The 4,858-nt window shown below is 44.4% G+C and carries 4 protein-coding genes; 2 read left to right on the forward strand and 2 right to left on the reverse strand.

Going from position 1 to position 4,858, the window contains the following annotated elements:
• Both HQM11_21265 and HQM11_21270 read right to left on the reverse strand, forming a co-directional pair.
• Nucleotides 1-280: hypothetical protein (locus tag HQM11_21265; protein MBF0353570.1), on the reverse strand; the 280-nt coding region annotated here is incomplete at its 3' end.
• A gap of 296 nt (nucleotides 281-576) precedes the next feature.
• Nucleotides 577-1,347 (reverse strand): 3-hydroxyacyl-CoA dehydrogenase, encoded by a 771-nt coding sequence (locus tag HQM11_21270; protein ID MBF0353571.1) that lies wholly within the window; start codon nucleotides 1,345-1,347, stop codon nucleotides 577-579.
• Between the two features lie 996 nt (nucleotides 1,348-2,343).
• On the opposite strand from HQM11_21270, the gene HQM11_21275 reads away from it, so the two are divergent.
• Nucleotides 2,344-3,780, forward strand: coding sequence for a hypothetical protein (locus tag HQM11_21275; GenBank protein MBF0353572.1), 1,437 nt, complete (start codon nucleotides 2,344-2,346; stop codon nucleotides 3,778-3,780).
• A 226-nt stretch (nucleotides 3,781-4,006) separates the two neighbouring features.
• Nucleotides 4,007-4,858, forward strand: an 852-nt coding sequence (locus HQM11_21280) for a hypothetical protein (GenBank protein ID MBF0353573.1), incomplete at its 3' end; no start/stop codon positions are given.

Raw genomic sequence — 4,858 nt, forward strand, 5'->3', positions numbered from 1 at the left:
GCAATATCGTCATTGCAATTTGTACAGGAACAATCGCTACATCCGCAAAAACTGGCACTTGAGCCAATCCTGCCGTAGCCGCACCTGCCGCGACTGCCGAGGTATGAATAATTAACTTACATTTGTTTTTTTCTTCATCTGTCACAAGGGTCAGGTCTTGTTCCACAGTGGTCAAGTATTCATCGGTTACGATGTCTATGTCTGTTTTTTTCACAGGGGATGATTTTCTCTGAAACAGAGATTTGTAACTTTGAATTGGTACAGATCGCATCTGTGGCATGTTTCCTCCTCAGTACCTAAGCTGATAAAATGGCTAATTTACTTATAAAAAATCTGTCCGGCATTCACTCTTATAGTCCAACCACTATGCTAAACGCTAAAAAATTTCAAGAGTTGTAAATTTAATGATTGGAGAAGGCTGGAGAACATCACAGATGAACGCAGAGAACATTCAAAGGTTTTGAAAGGGGGAGATTGGATGGAGTGAATAGTTTGGAAAGATTTTGTCCTTCCAGAACCATTTGTTCTCCATCCTGAGACTGTTGAGGCAAAAATCAGTCTGTAGCAAACTGTCTGTCAGTTCATCTGGAGCCGGATGGACCCATCCAGCCGGATTGTTTCTCCATTGAGCATGACATTTTCTACAATATGCCGGGCCAAATTGGCATATTCAGCGGGATTTCCCAAACGCTTGGGAAACGGAACCGCCGCGGCCAGAGAGGTTTGTGCGTCTTCCGGCAGGCTTTCCATCATCGGCGTTTTGAATAATCCCGGTGCGATAGTCACTACACGGATTCCATAGCTGGCAAATTCACGGGCAATCGGCAGAGTCATGCCCACAATCCCACCTTTGGACGCGGAATAGGCGGCTTGTCCCACTTGTCCATCATATGCGGCAACTGAAGCCGTGTTGATGATCACGCCACGTTCACCATCGGCCAGCGGCTGGTTGTCCTGCATTTTATCAGAGGCATGACGGATGACATTCATGGTGCCAATCAGATTGATGTTGATGACCTTGCTGAAATAATCAAACGGCATCAAGCCCTTGCGTTTGCTCAAAATTTTCATAGGATTTCCCACACCCGCACAGCTCACCACCACATGAATATTGCCCCATTTTTGGGAAACAGCCGCCACCGCGTTTTTAACAGAATCGTCACTGGAAACATCTGTTTTGTGACACATCACTGAAGCGCCAAGTTCTTTGGCAACCTGCTCACCCCGATGGTCATTATAATCCAGAATCGCAACTTTGGCGCCTTGCTGCACAAACAAACGAACACACGCCTCACCCAATCCAGAGGCGCCACCGGTCACAATCGCGACTTTATCTTTCAGTTCCATAAGATCCTTTCAAAAGGAGTTGAAATAAATTTGCCACAAGACAGCGAAAACAATTTCGTGTCTGATGCACGGTCATTAAAAATGCAGAAAAAACATTGATTCGCAAGTCTTCCTGCAAAGAATGTTATTGCGGATGCCATGTCAGACATTTTGTTTGATAAACCAAACCCAAGCTGAAAACTTTAGTTTGTATAGATCCCTCAGGTTGTTCGGGATAACAGCGGGCTGACGGTAGGGTGTCGAAAACCGCTAGGCTAGAGCCTGTCTGGTTCTGACAGTTTTTTGCCCGGAGATTATCCCCATATTTTGAATATCGAATCCTGAACAAGAAATATCGAATGTCGAATGAGACAAACAGGCACTTTCAGAGCTCTTCATGATTCGACATTCCTTGTTCGAAATTCGATATTCAATTTGTTTGGGCAAAATACTGTATGATCCCATGTTTACTGGTTTCGATACCTAGGTTGATCCTACTGGTTACGAACGTCCCGTTCGTAACCGTTCCATCTTTTACAACTTATTCTTTTGCCATTCCTTACAAATTTATCTGAAATACTCCACCATGCCGGAATATCGTCATTCACAACGGTTTTTCGTCAGATGCTCCAATCCTTTGTTTTATCAGATGACCGCCCCTCTCACAGATAATCCCGGATTATTTTTCGGCAGACACAGTCCTGAATAATATTAAATATAATTCATTAATTACAGTAACTTATTACATGGCACGCGTTTTGAAGAAAGGCTTTCTGTGTTTAATTGTTATTATCAAACTTTCAGGAGGTCACCATGAAAAAATATTCAGATAAGATATTGAGACAATTTTTTATTATCATTATGTCCCTGTTCCTTGTACCCAGTTGCGCAGATATTGATAATTTGGGGGGAAAGTCTAACAAAAAACAACGGAATGCTCTTGCTGGAGGAGAGACCACTTCTCTGAGCGTTAGCGTAAAAACCCCGGCACAGAAATTGTCTACAGCAAGAGTAACCGTGGCTGCCTCAGATATTAACAGTGTGACTCTGGAAGTTCTTGATGGCGCAGATGTTCTGATCGCTCCAACCTTGTTAACCAAGGCGGGTGGAAGCTGGCTGGGAACCATGGAACTGCTTCCTGTCAATACAGAATTGACCTTTATCGCCCGTGCCTACGATATCAATGGAGTTGAAATTTTTAACGGTACCACCGCCATCACCCTGGATGGTACCAAAAAATCGCTCTCCATGTCCCTGCAACCGGTTTCTGATGGCGCCAGTATTAGTCTGCCCAAGGTGACACAGATCAGTCGTCCGGCCAAAATCCAGACCAGTGGAATTGTTCCTGTAACATTTGATGTATCAGGCCCCTCTGGAGATACCATTTATTATCAACTCACCGCGGATGTGGGCGGAGGTTCATTCAGCCAGACACAAGGTTCTGTGGTATTGGCGGGAACTACTGGACAAATCGTTGTGGATTATACCGCACCAGCCATCGTGGGAAGTTACACTCATAACCTGAAAATCAGCACCAGTGACACCCATTCCATCAGTAGCAATTTCAGCACGTTGATTGTTACTCCTGCGGAAGTAACTGAAGGCTCAGGAAACGCTGGATCATTGATTTCTTTCAATCCTGTGATTCATACCATTAGTGCAAAACGGGATTCCAGTAACAATCTTGTCTGGACTGCCTCAGTCAGCGATGATGGTGACACCAACCTGATGACCTATTTCTGGAGCTATACAGACAATGCTGTGTCTTTTGCTGATGCCACAGCCAATCCCGCTGTGATGCAGGGATATTCTGTCAGCAGCACAGGAACATTGACCTTGATCGTCACGGATGACGCAGGCGCATCAACGTCTGTTAACTATGCGGTACAAGCCAATGAATTCCCTGAAATAACCATTGAGAGCACTGCCGGTGGTGTCGCGTTTGATATTCCTGCTGATCCTACAGACGGGACTGATAATAGGGTGTGGATCGGTAATTATACCGCTCCAAGTGGTGGAACAGGAAACGTCAGGGTGTATATTAATACCAGCACAGTGATACGCAGTGGTGTGTTTCTGTTGAAAAAAGTTGCCAACTTGACCGTCAATCCCGGTTTGGTCAGAGGAACGAATGCTCCCAACACCATGATTGATCGCAACAATGATGTTTCCTATAGCGGTAGCAATTACTACAACTTTGAATTAGGTGATGGGAATAATTTTGATAACATATCAGGAATGGCCCAGGAACTCTTCAGTATGAATGTGACTGTCACGGGTAATGTGGGCGATGTCATTCCTCTGAATTTCCTGGTTTACGACACCACAGGCGACAATGATGCCACAGAATTTAAAGGCAGAATTTGTACCGATGCCCGCTTCAAGGATAGTTGTGTGAATACGTATAAATCTGCGGCTACCTGGGTGAGTGGTCAGATTACCATCACTCAATAAGATCTACTGGAAAATCATCCTGGCCTGAAGCTGTCGTGCGAATACGAAGTAATCAGGCCAATAAAATTGGTAAATTCATAATTTTTTCATACACTCCTGAAAAAGAAGGGGACATCTGTTCCCTTTTTTTATTTCACTCTAACATCACAAATAGTTCGGAAAAAATAAGTGATACAACTGAAGATGCATCATTTTTTCAAAAAATCATGAATCAGGGAGCGTGACTATGAAATCGATCCATCATAGCTCAGTGGCCATTTATGGTTTATGGCTTGTACTTCTATCGTTTTTTTTTGTGATGGGTGGTTGTGCCGAAGAAGTGCGCACACCGCTGAAAGCTTCCACGGATAAAACACCAACAGTTACCGTTAATATCCAATCAGCCCTACGTGATTTTCAGGGAAGTTTGGATCCGGATACGATTCGCTCGGTTAGATTGGTTGTCCTTGATATGGATCATCAACAACAGGCAGAGACTGAATTATTGCATAGGGATGATTCAGTGTTCATGGGTGAACTTGAGGAGATCCCCGTGAACCAAAATTTGAGTTTTATCGCTCGTGCCTATGATGCCGCGAATCAGGAAATCGCAAATGGCACCACAACCTACACAGCCATGGAGCAACAGGGCATGGTCAGTGTGTTTATGACTCCGGTGTCTTCCCAATATCAGGATTCCGCCAGAATTGTACAGGTCAATGGATCGTCCCTGCATCCAAGATCATCCACAAGCACGGTTAGCATCCTGGTTAATGCTCCGACTGGCGGGACTCTTCATTATGAAATCAGATCTCCTGCGGGCGGCGGACAATTTTATCCGACCGAAGGAACCATCACGCTCTCTGGAATATCCGGAACGATCACGGTGAAATATCTGACTCCTGACATTGAAGGCGATTTTGTTCACACGATTCTGTTGCATGATGGTCAAAAAGAAGTGAGTCAGGATTATTCCACCCAAGTGATTTCAATCCTGGAAGAATCTAAAGCAAAAAATGAAGAATTGTCTTCTATCGAGTTGGTTCCGATCAGCATCAATGCCACCAGAAAAGGAAATCAGATCATCTGGAGCGCTCTT

The organism is SAR324 cluster bacterium (assembly GCA_015232315.1).
In the GTDB taxonomy this organism is placed as follows: Bacteria; SAR324; SAR324; order SAR324; family NAC60-12; genus JADFZZ01.

Excerpts from the sequence above, each read along its gene's own strand:
- HQM11_21270 (MBF0353571.1), bottom strand. The coding sequence starts at position 1,347 with ATGGAACTGAAAGATAAAGTCGCGATTGTGACCGGTGGCGCCTCTGGA.